At 72.5% G+C, this 19,461-nt stretch carries 22 protein-coding genes; 11 read left to right on the forward strand and 11 right to left on the reverse strand.

Annotated elements, in window-relative coordinates:
• The first annotated feature begins 29 nt into the window (after nt 1–29).
• The 4 genes from OG505_RS20250 to OG505_RS20265 all read left to right on the forward strand — a co-directional run bounded on the left by OG505_RS20250 (nt 30) and on the right by OG505_RS20265 (nt 2,995).
• Entirely contained in the window at nt 30–1,508 is a 1,479-nt protein-coding gene (locus tag OG505_RS20250; RefSeq protein ID WP_405426551.1) for a hypothetical protein, read from the forward strand.
• Between the two features lie 34 nt (nt 1,509–1,542).
• Nucleotides 1,543–1,836, forward strand: a complete 294-nt coding sequence (locus tag OG505_RS20255; RefSeq protein ID WP_405426552.1) for a hypothetical protein — start codon at nt 1,543–1,545, stop codon at nt 1,834–1,836.
• Entirely contained in the window at nt 1,833–2,702 is an 870-nt protein-coding gene (locus OG505_RS20260; protein ID WP_405426554.1) for a 3-methyladenine DNA glycosylase, read from the forward strand. The genes OG505_RS20255 and OG505_RS20260 overlap by 4 nt, the downstream gene beginning before the upstream one ends.
• 125 nt (nt 2,703–2,827) lie before the next feature.
• The gene (locus OG505_RS20265) at nt 2,828–2,995 is read left to right on the forward strand and encodes a hypothetical protein (protein WP_405426556.1); all 168 of its coding nucleotides are present in this window, start codon (nt 2,828–2,830) and stop codon (nt 2,993–2,995) included.
• A 22-nt stretch (nt 2,996–3,017) separates the two neighbouring features.
• Here the strand turns inward: OG505_RS20265 and OG505_RS20270 are convergent, their stop codons facing one another.
• The 8 genes from OG505_RS20270 to OG505_RS20305 form a co-directional block, all read right to left on the reverse strand.
• Nucleotides 3,018–3,590 carry a GNAT family N-acetyltransferase gene (locus OG505_RS20270; protein ID WP_405426557.1) on the reverse strand — a complete coding sequence of 191 codons (573 nt, stop codon included), beginning with the start codon at nt 3,588–3,590 and terminating at the stop codon, nt 3,018–3,020.
• A gap of 203 nt (nt 3,591–3,793) precedes the next feature.
• On the reverse strand, nt 3,794–4,219 hold the full coding sequence (gene arfB, locus OG505_RS20275) for an alternative ribosome rescue aminoacyl-tRNA hydrolase ArfB (protein WP_405426559.1): 426 nt from the start codon (nt 4,217–4,219) through the stop codon (nt 3,794–3,796).
• A gap of 34 nt (nt 4,220–4,253) precedes the next feature.
• Nucleotides 4,254–4,550, reverse strand: a complete 297-nt coding sequence (locus OG505_RS20280) for a hypothetical protein (protein WP_405426561.1) — start codon at nt 4,548–4,550, stop codon at nt 4,254–4,256.
• A 99-nt stretch (nt 4,551–4,649) separates the two neighbouring features.
• A complete protein-coding gene (locus tag OG505_RS20285; protein WP_405426563.1) occupies nt 4,650–5,507 on the reverse strand; it encodes a S1C family serine protease in 858 nt (285 codons plus the stop codon).
• Between the two features lie 32 nt (nt 5,508–5,539).
• On the reverse strand, nt 5,540–6,499 hold the full coding sequence (locus OG505_RS20290) for a VWA domain-containing protein (protein WP_405426565.1): 960 nt from the start codon (nt 6,497–6,499) through the stop codon (nt 5,540–5,542).
• The gene (locus tag OG505_RS20295) at nt 6,496–7,533 is read right to left on the reverse strand and encodes a DUF58 domain-containing protein (RefSeq protein ID WP_405426567.1); all 1,038 of its coding nucleotides are present in this window, start codon (nt 7,531–7,533) and stop codon (nt 6,496–6,498) included. The genes OG505_RS20290 and OG505_RS20295 overlap by 4 nt, the downstream gene beginning before the upstream one ends.
• Entirely contained in the window at nt 7,530–8,579 is a 1,050-nt protein-coding gene (locus tag OG505_RS20300) for an AAA family ATPase (protein WP_405426569.1), read from the reverse strand. The genes OG505_RS20295 and OG505_RS20300 overlap by 4 nt, the downstream gene beginning before the upstream one ends.
• 242 nt (nt 8,580–8,821) lie before the next feature.
• Entirely contained in the window at nt 8,822–9,325 is a 504-nt protein-coding gene (locus OG505_RS20305) for a hypothetical protein (protein ID WP_405426571.1), read from the reverse strand.
• Between the two features lie 339 nt (nt 9,326–9,664).
• Between OG505_RS20305 and OG505_RS20310 the strand changes: the two genes are divergently transcribed.
• Nucleotides 9,665–10,657: an endonuclease/exonuclease/phosphatase family protein gene (locus OG505_RS20310; RefSeq protein WP_405426573.1), complete on the forward strand. Its 993-nt coding sequence runs from the start codon at nt 9,665–9,667 to the stop codon at nt 10,655–10,657.
• Between the two features lie 84 nt (nt 10,658–10,741).
• On the opposite strand, the gene cimA is transcribed toward OG505_RS20310, so the two are convergent.
• Nucleotides 10,742–12,340 carry a citramalate synthase gene (gene cimA / locus OG505_RS20315; protein ID WP_405426574.1) on the reverse strand — a complete coding sequence of 533 codons (1,599 nt, stop codon included), beginning with the start codon at nt 12,338–12,340 and terminating at the stop codon, nt 10,742–10,744.
• Between the two features lie 318 nt (nt 12,341–12,658).
• Between cimA and OG505_RS20320 the strand changes: the two genes are divergently transcribed.
• The 4 genes from OG505_RS20320 to OG505_RS20335 all read left to right on the forward strand — a co-directional run bounded on the left by OG505_RS20320 (nt 12,659) and on the right by OG505_RS20335 (nt 15,151).
• A complete protein-coding gene (locus OG505_RS20320; RefSeq protein ID WP_355067001.1) occupies nt 12,659–13,219 on the forward strand; it encodes a peroxiredoxin in 561 nt (186 codons plus the stop codon).
• 2 nt (nt 13,220–13,221) lie between these two features.
• Nucleotides 13,222–13,752, forward strand: coding sequence for a carboxymuconolactone decarboxylase family protein (locus tag OG505_RS20325; RefSeq protein ID WP_405426576.1), 531 nt, complete (start codon nt 13,222–13,224; stop codon nt 13,750–13,752).
• A gap of 137 nt (nt 13,753–13,889) precedes the next feature.
• Nucleotides 13,890–14,348: a PRC-barrel domain containing protein gene (locus tag OG505_RS20330; RefSeq protein ID WP_234581286.1), complete on the forward strand. Its 459-nt coding sequence runs from the start codon at nt 13,890–13,892 to the stop codon at nt 14,346–14,348.
• Between the two features lie 20 nt (nt 14,349–14,368).
• The gene (locus OG505_RS20335) at nt 14,369–15,151 is read left to right on the forward strand and encodes a tyrosine-protein phosphatase (protein WP_405426578.1); all 783 of its coding nucleotides are present in this window, start codon (nt 14,369–14,371) and stop codon (nt 15,149–15,151) included.
• Between the two features lie 48 nt (nt 15,152–15,199).
• Here the strand turns inward: OG505_RS20335 and OG505_RS20340 are convergent, their stop codons facing one another.
• Together OG505_RS20340 and OG505_RS20345 are read right to left on the reverse strand one after the other, a co-directional pair.
• Nucleotides 15,200–16,297, reverse strand: coding sequence for a branched-chain amino acid aminotransferase (locus OG505_RS20340; protein WP_405426580.1), 1,098 nt, complete (start codon nt 16,295–16,297; stop codon nt 15,200–15,202).
• 162 nt (nt 16,298–16,459) lie between these two features.
• Nucleotides 16,460–17,491: a 3-isopropylmalate dehydrogenase gene (locus OG505_RS20345; protein ID WP_405426582.1), complete on the reverse strand. Its 1,032-nt coding sequence runs from the start codon at nt 17,489–17,491 to the stop codon at nt 16,460–16,462.
• 225 nt (nt 17,492–17,716) lie between these two features.
• Between OG505_RS20345 and OG505_RS20350 the strand changes: the two genes are divergently transcribed.
• Together OG505_RS20350 and OG505_RS20355 are read left to right on the forward strand one after the other, a co-directional pair.
• Nucleotides 17,717–18,559, forward strand: a complete 843-nt coding sequence (locus OG505_RS20350; RefSeq protein ID WP_405426584.1) for an FAD:protein FMN transferase — start codon at nt 17,717–17,719, stop codon at nt 18,557–18,559.
• Nucleotides 18,560–18,969: 410 nt separating this feature from the next.
• Nucleotides 18,970–19,326, forward strand: a complete 357-nt coding sequence (locus OG505_RS20355; RefSeq protein WP_234581292.1) for a hypothetical protein — start codon at nt 18,970–18,972, stop codon at nt 19,324–19,326.
• The last annotated feature ends 135 nt before the right edge of the window (nt 19,327–19,461 follow it).

Below are 19,461 nucleotides of genomic sequence, written 5' to 3' on the forward strand. Positions count from 1 at the left end.
CCTAGCGTCGGCTCCGGAGGTTCGTTCGTATGCCTGCATCGACACGACACCACAGAGCCCTCGCGGTGTTCGTACACTGCCTCGGCATCCTCGCCGCCGTGCCGGCCCTGCCCGCGGCGGCCCCGGAGGCGGCGGCCGCGCCACGACCAGCGGCCGCCACGCCACAACCAGCCGAGTCCGTGCCACGACCAGCCGCGCCGACGCCACGTCCGACGGCGCCAGCGCCCGGACCGACGGCGGTCACGCCGCCCGCGTCCGTCAGCCCGGCGCCGCCGGCGGTGGCGGTGGCCGCGCGGTTGCCCGTGGCGGCGAGCGCGGAGCCCACCCCGCCCTCGGCGCCACCGGCGGTGGCACCGCCGTCGCGGGTGCCGCTGTCCGCGCCCCCGCCTCCGGTCACGGTGGCGGTCGCGTCGGAGAGCAGCCCTACGCCGCGGTACCGCATCCACGTCCGCAATGTGGGCAACTCGCCGCTCGACACGACGGTGCGCCAGGAGCTGCCGTCCGGGTCGTCGCCCACCGCGATCAGCGGGGGCGGACGGTCCAGCCGCTCCGGCGGGTCCACGGCCGAGGTGACCTGGCGGTTGCGGCTGCCCGCGCACAGCACCACCACGCTGGGCACCGCGCTGACCGCAGTCGCGCCGGGCCAGCCGCTGACGGCGCCGGCCTGCGCGTTCACCAGTGACGGCACCCGGCCGTACGACTGTGCCACCGCCACCTGGCAGGCGGCCCCGGCTCCGGCGGCCAAGGTCACCGAGGCGCCGCCCTGGCGGCGGTATCCGGTGCTGCTGGCCGGGTTGGGCGTCCTGCTGCTGCTCAGCGCCCTCGTGGCGTGGGTGTGGCGTCGACGGCGCGGACGGCGGGTGACCGCCGCCGCCCTGGCCGCCAACGGGACGCCGGACGGTGCACGCGGGACGATCTACCCACGTCCGGCGACTCCCGGCCCGCGCCGACGGCGGCGTACGCCGCCGGTCTGGCTGCTGGTTGGCGCGGCGGTGGTGGTGCTGGCGGGCGTGATCGGCACGGCCGGCTGGACGGCGACCCGGCAGGTGTCGTCGATCGACACCCAGAAGCAGCCGACCAGCGGCGCGTGGATGGGCACCGGGGTCTCCGGGCCGGTGGGTGTGCCGCTGCGGGAGTCCGCGTTCGAGTTCACCGTCTACCGGATGACCTGTGGCCCGGCGGACGCGGCCAGCGGGACCGGCACGGCACCGGCAGCCGGGGGTCGGCGCTGCCAGGCCACCGTGGGTGTGCGCAACGTCACCGGCACCCAGCAGCCCTGGCACGGCCAGCTGCAACGCGCCTACCTGCCGGGTGGGCGGTGGGTGAGCACGGACGAGCCGGAAACCCGGGCGGCCAACCTGGGTCGGGACGTCTTCGCCAACCCGGTGGCCGCGGGCAGTCGGGTGGTGCTCCCGCTGGTGTTCACCGTCGACGGGCGGGACCCGCCCCAGCAGCTGGAGCTGCGCAGCGGCGTGTTCTCCGCCGGCGTCCGGGTGCACATGCCCTGACCGGCGAGCCGGCGGCGGTCGTACCCTGGGGTCCGTGACCGCCGCCCTCGCCCCCGCCGTGCTCGACGTGGCGGCCTGGCGTGAGCGCAGCCGGGCCCACGAGGAGCGGGTGGACGTGTGGCTGACGCCGCACCTGGCCCGACGACGTCGGGGTGAGCGGCATCCGATGGCCGACTTCCTGTTCACCTCCCGGGAGACGCAGCACGCGCACGAGCAGCCGGGCTGTCTGCACGCCAACATGGATCTGCGTATGCGCAACTCAGGCAACTTCCGAAGCGTGGGGGTATCGAAGCGGCACGAAGCGGACAACAGGGGTCGGAGCCAGTGACCAGCCTGCCCGCTCCCACCTGGGCTTCCCTCTCACGGGCTCACGAGGAGCGCGCTGACTCCCTCACCGCCCGGCACCGTGCCCGCAAGGCAGCGAGGGAACGCCACGCAGTCGATGACTTCCTCTACGACTACTACGGCACCAGGCCGTCTGTTCTGCGACGCTGGCACCCCGGCGTAGGCATCTCCTTGGAGCCCGGACCGAACGGTCCCGCACAGCAGCGGCAGTGGCGTTGGTACGCAACGGACGCAGACGGCGTAGTCAGCTTCGACGCAGCGGCGTTCCTTGCCGACCGGGCCGACTCAGTGCACTTCATCCATCGACTGTTGTCCTCGATCGCTTCTCGGCCAGCCTTCACCGGCTGCTTCGGCTTGCACGAGTGGGCGATGGTTTACCGCCAGCGTGAGCACCGGCACCCCCTTCCCCTGCGACTTGGGCAGGAGAGCACTGACGCGGTAGTCGAGGCGCACCAGATCCGGTGTACGCACTTCGATGCGTTCCGGTTCTTCACTCCCGATGCCGTCAGCCTCAACCGCCTTCAACCCACTCGGGCAAGCCAGGTCGGGCTTGACCAGCCGGGCTGCTTGCACGCCGCGATGGACTGCCACAAGTGGGCAACCAAGCTTGGCCCTGCGGTCCCCGGCGACCTGGCGCTCGACTGCTTCGAGTTGGCGAGGGACATCCGGCTCCTCGACATGCAGGCATCGCCGTATGACCTGTCCTCGTACGGGCATCAGGCGGTAGCCATCGAGACGCCCGAGGGCAAGGCAGAGTACGTGGCTCGTCAACGCGAGTTCTCGCAGCGTGCTGGCCATCTACGCGCCCGGCTGATCGATGTCTGCGCAGCACTGCTTGCCGGAGAGTAGCCCGCAAGGGTGGGGGTATGACCCCCGCATGCAGCCCGATAGGACCGCCTTGTCATAGCAGACCCTATCTTGCCACGGTTCCAGGGGCGCGAGGATGGGGGCGTCAGCCCCCTCTACCTGCGAAGATGCCATGCCAGCAGGCGTGGGGAACAGGCAACAACTCGCCGTTCCTGGGGTACCCGCCGGTGCGGGTGGACACGCCAGAGGGTCGGGCCGAGTACGCCGCCGGACAGCGCGGCTTCGCCGAGCGGGCCGCCGGGCTGCGCGGCCGGCTGCTCGCCGCGGTCGGCTGACCGGGGCGGACGTCTTGCGGACTCAGCCCTCCGGGTGGCCCCGGTGCGCCGCCCACTCCGACGCGAGCATCGACATGACGGTGGCGTCCACCCAGTGGTCGCCGTCGCGGAGCACCTGCCGCAGCGTGCCCTCGGCGACGAAGCCGACCTTCTCGTAGGCCCGGCGGGCGCGCGGGTTGAACGCGAACACCTCCAGCGAGATCCGGTGCAGGCCGAGTTGCTCGAAGCCGTACCCGACGATCAGCCGGACCGCCTCGGTGCCGAGCCCCCGGTTCCGGCCGGCCGGGCCGATCAGCGTCCGGAAGTTGCAGTTGCGGTTGTGGCCGTCCCACTCGTTGAGGACCACCTCGCCGACGCAGGCCCCGGTCGCCTTGTCCACCACGGCCAGGTCGAGCCGGTCGGTCTGGCTGTTGCGGGTGCCGTACCAGGCGCGGAGCCGGTTCGGGTCCAACGGCTCGGGCGGGCCGCCGGTGAGTCGGACCACCTCCGGGTCGGCTAGGGCGACCTGGAAGGCCGCGAGGTCCTCGTCGACGAACGGGCGCAGGATGACCCGCTCGCCGGTGAGCGTGGGTTTGACGGAGAAGTCGACGGGCACCGGGGCATTCTGGTCGGCGGTCCGGGCGGCCGCAAAGTCGTTTTCCCGCGCTGCTGGCCATGGCGAGCCAACGATGATAAGCCGAAGGGCTACCCAGACACCTGACAACATGGCCGGGCATGGGCGTAGACCGCCCTCAGATCCACGCTGACGGCCTGGCATGGCTCAGGGGTGCAAAACGTCCAGGTGGTGACGATGGCTGGTTAGTCGCCGTCGACGCGACGGTCGCGCTTGCGCTGCGACTGGCGCTTCTTCTCGGCCAGCCGGCGCTCCTTGGCGCCCCGGGACGGCCTGGTCGCCCGACGCGGCGGCGGGGGCGGGGCGGCCGCCTCGCGCAACAGCGCGACCATCCGCTCGCGGGCCGCCTCCCGGTTGGCGAGCTGCGCCCGGTGCTCGCTGGCCGCGATCGTCAGCACGCCGTCCACCAGGCGGTTGGCGAGCCGTTCCAGCGCCCGCGACCGGATCCAGTCGGGCACCGACGGAGAGTTGGCCAGGTCGTAGCTCAGCTCGACCCGGGAGTCGGCGGTGTTCACGCCCTGCCCGCCGGGGCCGGACGAACGGGAGAAGCGCTCCCGCAGTTCCCCGGCGGGGACGACCCACCGATCGGTCACCCGCAGTCCGTCGTCCACGTCCCGAGGCTAGCCCGCCGCGGCCCGCCCCGGGTCACCGGCGCGGAGGCTCACTCTGCGTCGTGGTCGGGCTCGGCGCCGGACCGGCGGTCTCGTCGTCCGAGCCGACCGCGGCGTACGCCACGGCGCCGAACAGCAGCAGCCCGATCACGGCGGCCTTCACCGCGACCCCGCGGATCAGCAACCACGCGCCCCGGCGAGCGCCGGGCACCGACTTCTTCGCGGTCTGGTAGTCGGTCCACCCGCGTCGCGCCCGGGCGTACGCCGACCCCACCGCACATCCGATGATCAGGCCCACCAGCAGGAGGACCGTGAGAAGAGGACGCTCCACCTCCGCCAGTATCCATACCGAGCGTGATATTTCCATGGTCCGATGACGTGGGGCCGGATATCCGACACTGGAGGCGGCCCGACGGGCCGTCCGGGCAGCTCAGCCGCCCTTGCCGATGATCGTGTCGGCGGTCTGCTGCACCTGATCGATCGGGATGGCGAAGCCGATGCCGATCGACCCGTTGCCGTCGATCGTGGCGATCGCGGTGTTCACCCCGACCACCTCGCCTCGGGCGTTGACCAACGGCCCGCCCGAGTTGCCGGGGTTGATCGACGCGTCGGTCTGTACCGCGCGGTGCCGGCTGTTGCCCAGCCGCACCTGACGGTCCAGCGCGCTGACGATGCCCGCGGTGACCGTTCCGGACAGCCCCAGCGGTGAGCCCACCGCCAGCACCGGCTCACCGACCCGGGTGGCGCCCGGCTTGGCCAGCGGCAACGGGGCGAGGCCGGCCGACGGTGGCACCTTCAGCACCGCCAGGTCGCTGCGCGGCTCGCGGCCGACCACCTCGGCCTCGTACCGGCGGCCGTCGGGCAGCTCCACAGTGACCGGTCCACCACCGCCCTTGGCCAGGATGTGGTCGTTGGTGACCAGGTGCTGCTGGTCGTCGATGGCGAACCCGGAACCGGTCGCGGACGCGCCGTTCGCGCCGCCGGCGAGCACCGACACCACACCGGGCACGGTCCGCTCGGCGGCGGTGACCAGCTCCGCCGGCACCGGTGCGGCGGACGCCGCGGACGACCCCGTGCCGTCCCGACTGGCCACCACGCCGCCCGCCAGGCCGCCCGAGACGGCCGACACCGCGATGACCGCCAACGCGGCGAGCAGCCGGCCGGGGCGCCGCCCGCCGGGGTCCCGCCCCGAGCCGGGCGCGTCCCACCACCCGCGCCCGTCCGGGTCGAGCTGCGGCGAGATGAACCAGGGACCGCGCGGTTCGCCCAGTCCGGTCTGCACTGCCATGCGTACTCCTCACGGTCGACGTCGGCGGTGGATCAGGGCAGTCGGGAGAACCAGCGCATCGAGCCGGCCGCGGCGCCCATCGCGAACACCAGCCCGAGGCCGATGAACCGGGCCGAGACGTCCTGGCGTTCGGTGCGGTAGCCGACCGAGCTGCCGATGTCGTCGTACACGGCGCGCAACTCGTCGCTGGTGCTGGCCTCGTGGAACATTCCGCCGGTCTCGTCGGCGACGGCCTTGAGGGTCTGCCCGTCGACCGGCACCTGGATCGGCCGTCCGCCCCGGTCCACGAATCCGGACGGCGTGCCGAAGGAGATCGCGTGCACCGGCACCTTCGCCGCGACCGCCTCCGCCGCCGCCTCCATCGGGTCCATCCCCGACGTGTTGGCCCCGTCGGAGAGCAGGATGATCCGGGCCGGCGGTGGCTCCTTGGCGGCCTCGCTGTCCAGGCTCTTGACCGCGCCGAGCGAGGTGTTGATGGCCTCACCGATCGCGGTGCCCTGCACCCCGGTCACCCCCTCGGCGAGACGACCGATGCCCTCGTCCAGGGCGTCCCGGTCGGTGCCGGGCGGCACCAGGACGGCGGCGCTGCCGGCGAACGCGACAAGCCCCACGTTGAACTCGTCGGGCAGACCCTCGACGAAACGTCGGGCCGCCTGCTTGGCCGCCGCCAGCCGGTCCGGCTCCACGTCGGTGGCGAGCATGGAGGTGGACACGTCGACGGCAACCATCACGGTGGCGCGTTCCCGGGGGACCCGGACCTCGGCGGTGGGCCGGGCGAAACCGACCACGAGCAGCGCCAGCATGGCCAGGAACAGCCCGGCCGGGACGTGCCGGCGCCAGGCCGGACGAACGGGCGCCACCCGGTCCAGCAGCCGCAGGTTGGTGAAGCGGACGGCGTACCGGCTGCGTCTGCGCTGCATCACCAGGTACGCGCCGACCAGCGCGAGCACGCCGACCAGCAGCCAGAGTCGCAACGGGGACTCCCAGGTCACGCGGCACCTCCCCGGACGGCTCCGGCCGGCGCGGCGGCCATCCGCCGCTGGGCGTGCACGTGTCGGACGATGTCGGCGCTGAAGTCCCGGTCGGTGCGCAGCGCCAGGTGTGTGGCCGCGCTCCGGCGCAACGCCTGGCGGACCTGGTCACGCTGGGCGGCGGCGGCCGCGGCGTAGCGCTCCCGCAGGCGGCGGTCCGATGTGCACACCTCGCGGTGGCGGCCGGTCTCCGGGTCGACCAGCGTGATCAGGCCGACGTCGGGCAGTTCCAGTTCGCGCGGGTCGGTCACCTCGATCGCCAGCACCTGGTGGCGGGCGGACAGCCGACGCAGGGTCCGCTCCCAGGGCGGCGGCTCGTCGGGGTCGTCGGGCAGTCCGTCGAGGAAGTCGGAGACCACCACGACCAGCCCACGCTGGTTGGCGACCCGGTGCACCGCGTCGAGCCCGTCCGCCAACTCCGCCGCCGCGACCGGCTGCGGGGTCGCCGGCCGCGACCGGGGCCGGTCGCTGGGCTCGGTCGCGCGCGGCGCGGTCAGCAGCGCGCGGAGCAGACCGAGCAGATGGGTACGCCCGCTGCGGGCGGGAAAGCGTCGTACCCCGTCGGCGCGCAGCACCTGGGCGCCCAGCCGGTTGCCGATGCCGGCGGTCAGGAAACCCACCGCCGCCACGGCGGCCACCGCCAGCTCCCGCTTGTCTAGCTCGGCGGTGCCGAACTCCATGCTGGCGCTGGCGTCGACGAGCAGCCAGGTGGTGAGTTCCCGGTCGGCGTCGACCTGTCGGACGTGCGGCACGGCGGTCCGGGCGGTCACCGCCCAGTCCATCCGGCGGACCTCGTCCTCCCCCGGCCGGTACTCGCGGCTGCCGGCGGGTTCGCTGCCCGGGCCGGGGAGCAGGCCACGGTACTGGCCGTGCAGCAGACCGTTGAGTCTCCGGGTGACGGTCAGTTCCAGTCGGCGCAGCCGTTGGTCGGGGGTCAGCTCGGCCAGGCCCGGGTCGGGCGAGGTGAGGGCCGACGTGCGGCCGACGCCTCTCACGCCGCCGCCAGGTCGGGGGTGTGCTGGGGGTGCCCGGTGGCCACCCGGGGCGGCGGCACCGCCTCCACGAGCCGCCGGACCAGGCTCTCGGCCGAGACCCCGTCGGCGACGGCGTCGAAGGAGAGCACCAACCGGTGGGAGAGGACGTCCACCGCCAGTTCCCGGACGTCCTCGGGCAGCACGTACTCCCGTCCCCGCAGCAGCGCCTGCGCGCGGGCGGCGGCGACCAGGCCGAGCGTCGCCCGTGGGCTGGCGCCATACGCCAGCAGCGGCGCGATCTCGGCCAGCCCGAACCGGCCCGGGTCCCGGGTGGCGAGGATGAGCCGGACCACGTACTCGGCCAGGGCGTGATGGACGAAGACCCGCTCGGCGTGCTCCTGGAGCAGTTGCAGGCGTTGCGGGTCGAGCACCTGGCGGGCCCGGGGCCGGTCGGTGCTCATCCGGTAGAGGATGGCCAGCTCGTCGGCGTCGCTGGGATAGTCGACGACCACCTTCATGAGGAACCGGTCGCGCTGCGCCTCGGGGAGCTGGTAGACCCCCTCGGACTCGATCGGGTTCTGGGTGGCCAGCACCAGGAACGGCGTCGGCACCGGCCAGCTGCGCCCGCCGATGGAGACCTGCCGTTCGGCCATCGCCTCCAGCAGCGCCGACTGGACCTTGGCCGGCGCCCGGTTGATCTCGTCGGCGAGCACCAGGTTGGCCATGATCGGGCCCAGCTCGATGTCGAAGGTCTCCTTGGAGGCCCGGTAGATCCGGGTGCCGACGATGTCGGAGGGGACCAGGTCCGGGGTGAACTGGATCCGGGAGAAGGTGCCGCCGACCACGGTGGCGAGGGTCTGCGCCGCCAGGGTCTTGGCCACGCCGGGCACGCCCTCCAGAAGGCAGTGCCCGTTGGCGATGAGTGCGGTGAGCAGACGTTCGACGAGCCGATCCTGCCCGACGATCACGCGTTTGACCTCGAAGAGGGTCTGTTCCAGCTCGGCGCCGGTCGGCTCGGGATCGACCGGGGTGGGCAGGCTGGCCAAGGTGTCCGAGATGTCCGTCACGGTGCTTGCTTCCCGGGCCGGGGCCTCGGCAAACGTCGGATTGTGAGCGCCGGACAGGTCCGTTGTGTCCCGAATGAGCAGGAGCCGCCCGGACGGGGGCCAACCGGGAGGACCCGGCCGCACGGGCATGACCACCCCGATGCGGCAGGAGCCGGCCGGGGGCGACGAGGAGCGCCGCACGGGGTCGCGCCGGACACGACGCGACCCCCGCAGTCGACTGCGGGGGCCGGACGTCGAATCGGTCAGGGAAGGTGAACGACCAGGTGGAAGCCCAGGTCGGTCGGGGTGCCCGCCGAGTTGCGGGTCTGCACGAAGACCGCGTTCGGCGTGCTGAGCCGGGGCGCGACCGAGATCTCGCCGGCCGGCGGGATGCAGCAGGCGTCGGCGCGACCGACGGTGGCCACGTAGATACCTGCCGTGACGACCTGGGCGAACTGGACCTCGTACTGCCCGGTGCCGTACTTGATGACGGTGCCGGTGCCGCGCGCCTTGGTGCCGTTGGAGTTGACCACGACGATGGTGGTGGAGGCGACGAGTGTGGTGTTGGCCTTCAGCGCGGCCTTGGCCTTGCGGGCCGACTCGGCCGTGACCGGCGGCTGGCTGTCCGTGCTGCGCGCCGCCGGCTGGACGGACGCCTGCGGCGTCTTCGCCGACGGCTGAGCGACGGCGATCCCTCCACCAGCCAGGGTGGGCGCCAGGACAGCGAGCGTGACCGCCGCCGCCTTACGTCGGAAGAATGTTCTCATGACAGGTCCCCCTTGTGTGACCGTGCGAATTCGGCCGACCCGCGGGGCGGGACGGATGACTGCCAATAATGGGATCGACGACGACACAAGAACCGGTTGAAGCTCGCTCGCCCGCAGTCGGGAAAGCCGATTTCTCGTTGATCTGCATCCGGTCTGAGCTGCTGTTACTACTCAGCGTTGCGTCGTTTAAACCAGATGGAACGTAGCACCGCAAAAAGCTGGAGGTCAATAGCTGATCTCGCATCATCGGCCCGTAATCCAGCCGCCAGATAATTGTGAAATATGAACGCGTCACCTATTCACAAATTGCGCGTGTCCGCCACCGCTAGGCTGACCGCCATGATCGTCGACACTCCGCCCGCGCCGGCTCGCCGCCGGGCGCCGATCGGCACGGTGCTCTGCTGGGTGGCCGTCGGGCCCACGGCCGCCTGGGCCGCCGTACGGCTGGCGGGGTTGGACCGGGGGCCGCTGGTGCAGGCGCTCGCCTTCACCCCGTACGTCGCCGGATGGAGCGTGCTGGCCCTCGGCCTCACGGTCGCCCTGCGGCGCTGGTGGCCGGCGGCGGTCGCGACCCTGGCCGCGGTGGCACTGCTCGGCGTGGTGGCGCCCCGGGCGCTGGCCGCCCCACAGCCGGCGGCGACCGGCCCGACGATCCGGCTGCTCACGGCCAACCTGCTCGCCGGGGCCGCCGACACGGGGGCGCTCGTCGAGCTGGTCCGGCAGCACCGGGTCGACGTGCTCACCGTGCAGGAGTTCACACCGGACGCGCAGGCCAGCCTGGACCGCCTCGGCCTCGACCGGCTGCTGCCCTACCGGCAGCTCAACGCGCACGTGGGCACGCCCGGTTCCGCGCTCTACTCGCGCTGGCCGATCAGCGACGGCGGCATCCGCAACAATCGCGGTGGCTGGGGGTTCACCCAGGCGTACGGCACGCTCGCCGTCCCCGACGGGCCCGGCGTCCGGGTCGAGTCGGCGCACCCCGCGGCGCCGTCCGCGCTGGACCAGGTCGGCGCCTGGCGTGCCGACCTGGTCGCCCAGCCACCGGCCACCCCCGGCGGTGGCCTGCGGATCCTCGCCGGGGACTTCAACTCCACCCTGGACCACGGGCCACTACGCGCGCTGCTGCGCACCGGTTACGTCGACGCCGCGGACGCCACCGGCAAGGGCCTGACCGGCACGTGGGGGCCGTACGACGGTGACCTCATCCCCCCGGTCACGATCGACCACGTGCTGGTCGACCGCCGCATCGCCGCCGACAAGCTGACCGTGTTCAACCTGGCCGGCAGCGACCACCGCCCCGTCCTGGCCACCCTCCGCCTACCCGCGGCCTGACTCCCCCGGCGATCTTGCACTTTCTGTCCCGACATCCGGGGCACAAGCCGCGAACCGGCGACACAAAGTGCAAGATCGCGAGGGTCAGGGGGTTGACGTCGGGGCGGGGGCGGGGGCCAGGCCGTAGGTGAGGGCGTCGACCAGGGCGTGCCAGCTGGCCTCGACGACGTTGGGGTGCACGCCCACCGTCGTCCAGTCGTGGCCGGTGTCGTCGGCGGTCTCCAGGAGCACCCGGGTGACGGCGCCGGTGCCGTGGCTGCCCTCCAGGATGCGCACCTTGTAGTCGGCCAGCTCGAACTCGCGCAGCCGCGGATAGTGCCGTGCCAGCCCCACCCGCAGCGCCTCGTCGAGGGCGTTGACCGGGCCGTTGCCCTCCGCGGTGGCGATCACCCGCTCGCCGCGTACCCGGATCTTCACGGTCGCCTCGGAGACGACCGCGCCGTCCTCCCGGTGCTCGACCAACACCCGGTACGACTCCAGGGTGAACGGCCGGGCCGGGCCGCCCTCGGGCAGCTCGGAGCGGACCAGCAGCTCGAAGGAGGCGTCCGCCGCCTCGAAGGACCAGCCGTCGGCCTCCAGCTCCTTGACCCGCTTGGTGACCCGGGTCAGCGCATCCGGACGGTCGGTCAGGTCCAGGCCGAGCTCACGGCTCTTGAGCTCGACGCTGGCCCGACCGGCCATCTCGGTCACCAGAATCCGCATGTCGTTGCCCACCACCGACGGGTCCACGTGGTTGTAGAGCAACGGGTCGACCTTGATCGCGCTCGCGTGCAGCCCGGCCTTGTGGGCGAAGGCGGCGGCCCCGGCGTACGCCTGGTGGGTGTCGGGGGCGATGTTGGCGATCTCGGCGATGGCGTGCGAGACCCGCACCATCTGCGCCAGGCAGCCCTCCGGTAGGACGGGCATGCCGAGCTTGAGCTGGAGGTTGGCGACGACCGCGAAGATGTCGGCGTTGCCGGGGCGCTCGCCGTACCCGTTGGCGGTGCCCTGCACGTGGCGGACGCCGGCCTCGACGGCCGCGATCGTGTTGGCCACGGCGCACGCGGTGTCGTTCTGCGCGTGTATGCCGAACAGCGCGGGGTCGACGCCGAGCCGGTTGGTCAGATCGACGATCGCGGCGGTCACCTGGGACGGCAGCATGCCGCCGTTGGTGTCGCAGAGGACCATCCGCTCGGCGCCCGCGGCGAGCGCGGTCTGCACCACGGCCGCGCCGTACGCCGGGTCGTGGCGGTAGCCGTCGAAGAAGTGCTCGCCGTCGACGAACACCCGGCGCCCCTCGGAGACAAGGTGGCTGACGGTGTCGTGGATCATCGCCAGGTTCTCCGTGCCGGTGGTGCGCAGCGCACGCTCGACGTGGCGGATGTCGGCCTTGGCGACCAGCGCGACGGCCGGGGTCTGCGCGTCCAGCAGAGCACGCACCTGGGGGTCGTCGGCGACCGCGACGTTGGCCTTGCGGGTGGCGCCGAATGCGACGAGCACCGCGTGCCGCAGGGTCAGTTCGGTGCGCGCCCGGCGGAAGAACTCGGTGTCCTTGGGCACCGCGCCCGGCCAGCCGCCCTCGATGAAGCCGACACCGAACTCGTCGAGCAGTCGGGCCACCGCCAGCTTGTCGACCACCGAGTAGGTGAGCCCCTCGCGCTGGGCGCCGTCGCGCAATGTCGTGTCGAAGACCTGGAACGTCATCAGGATCCTTTCTCGGAGCAACAAAAAGACCTCCCGCGGATGCGGGAGGTCTGCGCGCTCGGCGGAGGGGAGAGCCGGCGCGCTAGGTCGCAATAATCAGGGTGGTGCTGGTCATGGCCTCATTCTGCCACCGCCCCCTGGTTTTGGGAGAATCTATCCACATCCCGGGATGGTGACGGAACGTGGCCGTTCGCGCGGGCCACGACGCTGGTGATCGACTTCACACGTCACCCGACCACTGACCGGCAGAAACATGCGTACGGCAGTATCTGGAACCGATCCAGTTACCGGCCCTCGTGCCGCTCTCAAGGAGGACCCGTGCTCACTGTCGGTGACCGCTTCCCCGAGTACGAACTCACCGCCTGCGTGTCGCTCGACGCCGACAAGGCGTTCGAGACGATCAACCACAAGTCCCACGAGGGCAAGTGGCGGGTGGTCTTCTTCTGGCCGAAGGACTTCACCTTCATCTGCCCGACGGAGATCGCCGAGTTCGGCCGGCTCAACGGCGAGTTCGCCGACCGGGACGCGCAGGTCCTCGGCGCGTCGGTGGACAACGAGTTCGTCCACTACGCGTGGCGCAAGGACCACCCGGACCTGCGGGAGCTGCCGTTCCCGATGCTCAGCGACATCAAGCGCGAACTGTCCGAGGCGTGCGGCATCCTCGGCGCGGACGGCGTGGCCCAGCGCGCGACGTTCATCGTCGACCCCGACAACGAGATCCAGTTCGCCATGGTCACCGCCGGCTCGGTCGGCCGCAACGTCTCCGAGGTGCTGCGGGTGCTCGACGCCCTGCAGACCGACGAGCTGTGCCCGTGCAACTGGAACAAGGGCGGCGAGACCCTCGACGCCAACGCGCTGCTCGCCGGCGCCGGGGTCTGATCATGGGCCTGGATGCGATCAAGGCGGCCCTGCCCGAGTACGCCAAGGACATCAAGCTCAACCTGGGCTCATGCGTCGGCACGTCCACGCTGACCCCGACACAGGTGTGGGGCACGGCGCTGGCCTGTGCGGTCGCCGCCCGCAACCCGCTGGTGCTGCGCGAGATCGCCGCCGAGGCGGTCGGGCACCTCGGGCCCCAGGGCGTCGAGGCGGCCAAGGGCGCCGCCGCCATCATGGCGATGAACAACATCTACTACCGGGCCAAGCACCTGTTCGGCGACGAGCAGTACGCCTCGATGCCGGCCCGGCTGCGGATGCAGATCATCGCCCGGCCCGGCGTCGACAAGGGCGACTTCGAGCTGTGGTGCCTCGCCGTCTCCGCGATCACCGGCTGCGGGGTCTGCCTGGAGTCGCACGAGAAGGCCCTGCGCGGCAGTGGCTTCACCCGGGAGCAGGTGCACGAGGCCCTGCGCATCTCCGCCGTGGTGCACGCCGCGGCGGTCACCCTGGACGCCGAGGCGGCACTGGCCTGAGCCAGTACGCCCCGACGGGCCGACGCCGTGGCACGGCGTCGGCCCGTCGCCGTTTCCCGGCCCCGACCGCCGGGTAGCTCCTGCGGGGACGCACCCAGCGACGCCGAGACGATCGGCGACAGTCAGGAGTGAACGGCATGGACAGGATCGACCCGCACGCCGCCCACGCCGGGCCCGACCCGCTGCACGGCGGTGACCAGGGCGCCGTGGCGGGTGGCGCACCGACCGGCACCTTCGACCCCTGGCGCTACCGGGACGCGGCCGGAGTGGCCGACGCCGACCTGGTCGGCTACAAGGTAGAGGCCACCGACGGCGGAGTCGGCAAGATCGACAGCGCCAGTCACGAGGTCGGCGGCAGCTACCTGGTCGTGGACACCGGGCCGTGGATCTTCGGCAAGAAGGTGATGCTGCCCGCCGGCACCGTCAACCAGGTCGACCACGACCAGCGCACCGTCTCGGTGGACCGCACCCGGGACCAGATCAAGGCCGCCCCGGAGTACGACGAGACCAGCCACAGCGACCCGACGTACCGGGACCAGCTGGGCGGTTACTACGACGAGACGTACGGCGCGCTCCCGCCGGGCACCGCACGCTGAGCGATCGGGCCCGACGGCCGGTGGGACCCGAGCCCACCGGCCGTTACCGTGTGAACGTGGACGCCACCGAGGACACACGACACATCCCGCTGCCCGCCACCTTCAACTTCCGTGACGTCGGCGGCTACCCCGGCCACGACGGCCGCACCGTGCGCCGAGGTCGCCTCTACCGCTCCGACTCCCTGCACCGCCTCGACGAGCAGGACCGGGACGCGTTCGCCGCGATCGGCATCCGCACCGTCATCGACCTGCGCCGCCCCACCGAGGTGGAGCGCGACGGCCGGGTGCCCGCGTACCAGGGGCTGGCCTACCGCAACATCCACCCGGAGCACGAGGACTGGTCGGGTACGCCGCACGAGAAGGGCACCGACCTGGCCCGCTACCTCGCCGACCGGTACGCCGACCTGGCCCAGACCGGCACCGCGGGGCTGGCCGAGGCGATCGGACTGATCGCCGATTCCGCGAATGCCCCGGTCGTGGTGCACTGCGTGGCCGGAAAGGACCGCACCGGCATCGTCTGCGCCCTCACCCTCGCCGTCCTGGGCGTCGACGACGCCGACATCACCGCCGACTACGCGCTGAGCACGGAGGCGTCGGCCCGGTTCGGCGCCTGGCTGGCCGAAACCATGCCGAACGCGGCGGCGGTGCCCGCGCCGTTCCTGGCCTCGCCCGCCGAGGCCATGCAGATGTTCCTGGACGAGCTGCGCGAGGGCCACGGCTCGATCGAGGCGTACCTGCGCCACGCCGGGGTGACCGACGAGCAGCTCGCGGCCCTGCGCGACCACCTGCTCGACGAGATTTAGCACGCCGCGCAGACCGGCCCGTGCGAACGGGCCGGTCAGCGCCGAACGTCAGAGGACCTGGCGCACCCAGCCGTACGGGTCGGCGGCCTTGCCCCGCTGGATGTCGACCAGCTGCTGCCGCAGCGACATGGTGACCCGGCCGGGCTCGCCGCCACCGATCAGGAACTCACCGTCGGGGAAGCGCACCTGACCGATCGGGGTGATCACCGCGGCGGTGCCGCAGGCGAAGACCTCGCGCAGCCGGCCGCTGGCCGCGTCGGCCTGCCAGTCGGCGAACGAGACCGGCCGCTCCTCGACAGAGTGCCCGGCCTTGCCGGCCAGCGTCATGATCGCGTCCCGGGTGATGCCGGGAAGGATCGTGCCGCTCAGCGGCGGGGTGACCACCGAATCGTCGTCGTAGACGAAGAAGACGTTCATGCCGCCCAGCTCGTCGACGAACCGGCGCTCCACCGCGTCCAGGAAGACGACCTGGTCGCAGCCGGCCTCGATGGCCTCCGCCTGGGCCGCCAGCGACGCCGCGTAGTTACCCCCACACTTGGCCGCGCCCGTGCCTCCGGGCGCCGCGCGGGTGTAGTCCGGAGAGACCCAGACCGTGACCGGCTTGACGCCACCGGTGAAGTACGCCCCCACCGGCGAGGCGATCACCAGGTAGAGGTATTCGTTGGCCGGGCGGACGCCGAGGAAGACCTCGCTGGCGAACATGAACGGCCGCAGGTAGAGGCTGCCGTCCTCGCCGGTGGGGATCCACTCCCGGTCGATCTCGATCAGCTTGTGCAGCGAGTCGACGAACACCTCGGGAGGCAGCACCGGCATCGCCATCCGCTGCGCCGACTCGACGAACCGGGCCGCGTTGGCGTCCGGCCGGAACATCGTCACGCCGCCGTCGGCGGTCCGGTACGCCTTCAGCCCCTCGAAGATCTCCTGCGCGTAGTGCAGCACCGCGCTGGCCGGGTCCATCGGGATCGGGCCACGCGCCTCCACCCGGGCGTCGTACCAGCCCTTGCCGTCGGCGTACCGCACCGTGACCATGTGGTCGGTGAAGACGCGACCGAACCCCGGGTTGGCCAGCAGGGCGGCCCGGTCGGCGGCGGATACCGGCGCGGGATTCGGACGGATCTCGAAGTCGAGCTTGTCACCACCGCTCATAGCGCTGACCTCCCTGGGGAACAACGGCATGCGGGAGCGCACACCGACATGCTTGTGCCAGAAACTTACCCCGAACGGTCGTTCAGAAGGTAGGGCCGCTCGGGACCGGGTGGACTGCCCGGACAGGCGGATGCCGCCGGTGACCCCGGCGGGTCGGAGCGGTCAGGCTACGGCGTGGGTGGCGAGCCGGTCGCCGACCTCGGCGGTGCGCAGTGCCGCACCCGGGGTGCGGCCGGCCAGCTCGGCGGCGACCGCCGCGTTGACCCGCGTCGCCGCCTCGGCATGCCCGAGCTGCTCCAGCAGCAACGCGACCGACAGCACCGCGGCCACCGGGTCGGCGACGCCCTGCCCGGCGATGTCCGGCGCGGAGCCGTGCACCGGCTCGAACATCGAGGGGTACGCGCCCTCGGGGTTGATGCACCCGCTGGCGGCCAGCCCGATCCCGCCGGTGACCGCGGCGGCGATGTCGGTGAGGATGTCGCCGAACAGGTTGTCGGTGACCACCACGTCGTAGCGCTGCGGCTGGGTCACCAGGAACATCGCGGCCGCGTCGACGTGCTGGTATTCCGTCGTGACGTCCGGGTGCTCGGCGGCGACCGCCTCGAAGGCCCGCGCCCACAGCGACCCGGCGTGGGTCAGCACGTTGGTCTTGTGCACCAGGGTGACCTTGCGCCGCTCCCGGCGGTCGGCACGGGCGAACGCGTCACGGATGACCCGCTCCACGCCGTGTCGGGTGTTGAGGCTCTCCTCGGTGGCGACCTCGGCGGGCGTGTCGCGGTGCAGGGCGCCGCCGGCGCCGGCGTAGAGCCCCTCGGTGCCCTCGCGCACCACCACCAGGTCGACCTCACCGGGCTTGACGTTGCCCAGCGGACCGGCGACGCCGGGCCAGAGCCGCGACGGGCGCAGGTTGACGTACTGGTCGAAGGCGAACCGGAGCTTGAGCAGCAGGCCGCGTTCCAGGACACCCGGCGGAACCGTGGGGTCACCCACCGCGCCGAGCAGGATCGCGTCGTGCCCGGCCAGCTCGGTCAGCACCGAGTCGGGCAGCACCTCACCGGTACGATGCCAGCGGGCGGCGCCGAGGTCGTACTCGGTGGCCTGCACGCCGGGGAGCACCGCGTCGAGGACCTTGCGAGCCTGCGTGACCACCTCGGGCCCGATGCCGTCCCCGGCCACCACCGCGATCCGCGCCACGCCCGTACTCCCCACGCTCGACTGCCCCGTCCCGGCAACGGTACGTCGGTGTCCCGCAACCCGGTACAATGCTTCCAATATTTGGGACAGGCGGATCCACAGCACCCTCTCAGCTGGGACTCATGGGGCGATCATCTGCGCTGCCTACGGTGGGGGCAGCGGGTCAGGGGGGCCCGCGCACGGTGGTCGTGACGACGCGACGTCAACTGCGAGGGGGCAGGTGCCATGCGCATCGACGAGCAGCCGCGGACCCGCTGGCCGGATCCTTCGGCGTTCCGGAACCGCCGGCCGGACCTGCGACTCGGCAGTCGCCGGCACCGGATCGACCCGACCGCCGCCACCGACGGCCGGATCGCCGTGCAGCACACCGTACGCACCGCGACCGCCGAATACACCCTGCTGCTCAACGCCCCAGAATGGCTCGGCCGTCGGGGCGTCGGCGAGGCGCTGCGGGACAGCGTCGCAGAGCTGCGCGCCGTCGACCTGACCTACGGCCCGAACCGCCCGGAGAGCCTGGTCTCCATGCTGCGGCGGGGGGAGATCAACCCGGAGTCGTACCCCCCGCTGGCCGACCTGGTGGACCGCTGCACGGCGATGCGGGCCGCCACCGACGGCTGGTTCGACGCCTGGGCGGTGCCCGGCGGCTTCGACCCGGGCGGCCTGCTCGGCGGCTGGGCCGTGGAACGTGCCGCCGCCCGGCTGCGCGCCGCGGGCATCCACGACTACGCCGTACTCGCCGGCGCCGACCTGGTGGTCCGCGGCCGGGCGCCGCACGGCGGGCCGTGGCGGGTGGCGGTGCACCACCCGACGGCACCCGAGCGCGCGCCACTGGTGCTGGAGATGACCGCCGGGGCGGTCGGCACCTCGGGGGTGACCGGGCGTCAGGGGCACGTGGTCGACCCGCACACCGGCGAGCCGGCCAACCAGCTCGTCGCCGCGACTGTCGTCGGCCCGGACCTGACGGTCGCCGACGCGTACGCCACCGCGCTCTACGCCGCCGGGCCCACCGGCCTGGTGTGGTTCCGTGGCGGCTCCGACTATCGCGCGCTCTTCGCCCACCGGCGCTGAACCCCGTCGCACGAGCCCCGGCTCCCCACGGGACTCCGGCCATGACCCGCGCTCGGGCGGGTCGGGGATCGTCGCCGCACCTCGGCCGCCCGCACGGTCGGCCGGTCGGGCCGCTGCGATCGGCCCCCACGGCCTCGGCAACGGCCGTGGGGGCCGGTCAGCGACGAGTGCGCGTGGCTCGCACAATCGAGGGGTGCGGACCGGTCGGGCCGGACGTCGGCCGCGCCACCCGAAGACGGGCCGGCGCCGCGACCTGCGGCCAGTAACCGCAGTCGTACGCTAGCGAATCGACGCAACTCGACGCAAGAGTCTCCACAGCGGACTCTCCCGACCGGTGCGTGGCGGGCCGGCGATTGGCCTGCGGCGAGGCAGTTTCGACATGGTGAACGACGGATGGCACGCTGTCCGCCGTGAGTTTCGATCTGAGTGTGTGGGCCCTGGAGGACGGGGCGACGCCCGAGGACGTGCGGGCAGCTGTCGACGGTTGCCGGCAGGGGCGGCACGTGGACCGTTACCCGGACCCGCGCGTCGTCGGCTTCTACCGGGCGATCACGGCGTCCTATCCGGACCGACACCCCGGCCCGGACAGCCCGTGGGCCGTGGCGCCGCTGCACGCCGCCCACGACCACGTCGAGCTGAACCTGCACCCGACCTGCGCGGACCAGGTGCTGCTGGACATCGAGCGACTGGCCGGGGAGCACGGGCTGATGCTCTTCGACCCGCAGGACGGCTCGGTCTACCCGCCCCCGGCCCGGCTGCCCCACTGACCCGAGGCGGGGTGGGCCGGGCATCCCGGCCGCGTGGCACCCCGAGGGCTGGGCATCCCCCGCACCCCGGGGTACGACAGAGGGGCCCGGCGCGTCGCCGGGCCCCCCGTGGTGCTGCCGTCCGTGCCGCCACGG

The organism is Micromonospora sp. NBC_00617 (assembly GCF_045161355.1).
GTDB lineage: Bacteria > Actinomycetota > Actinomycetes > Mycobacteriales > Micromonosporaceae > Micromonospora.